The 347-nt window shown below is 39.8% G+C and carries 1 protein-coding gene; it reads right to left on the bottom strand.

Annotated features, from left to right (window positions below; translation table 11 throughout):
* Window positions 1-38: 38 nt before the first annotated feature.
* Window positions 39-347 (bottom strand): integrase core domain-containing protein (locus AAEY57_RS19525; protein ID WP_350608608.1); only part of this gene is annotated, 309 nt, incomplete at its 5' end.

Below are 347 nucleotides of genomic sequence, written 5' to 3'. Positions count from 1 at the left end.
CGGAGTTTTTCAAGTTAGTTGTCGCCTCAAGTTAAATTTTATGCCGCCCGCATTTCTTCTTTTTTCTCAGGGTTTAAATTTACTTCATTTATCATTGACCAGTCTCGTGACTTCCCTGACCAACGGCTTGGGTTATTCAATTTAGCTGCGTCGTTTACCTGCTGACGCTTAGCTAATATTTCTTTATCTAAACCTGAATGACGTTGGTTTGGCGTCACAAATTTTATACCACTGTGTAGGTGCTCATTATTGTACCAATCAACGAACCCACTTACCCATTCTCTTGCTGCGCTTATATCTTCAAATGGCTTTTCTGGGTATTCTGGGCGATACTTTAACGTTTTAAA

Source organism: Pseudoalteromonas sp. MER144-MNA-CIBAN-0113, assembly GCF_040308965.1.
GTDB classification, from domain to species: Bacteria; Pseudomonadota; Gammaproteobacteria; order Enterobacterales; family Alteromonadaceae; genus Pseudoalteromonas; species Pseudoalteromonas tetraodonis.
This window is presented reverse-complemented; position numbering and strand designations above follow the sequence as displayed.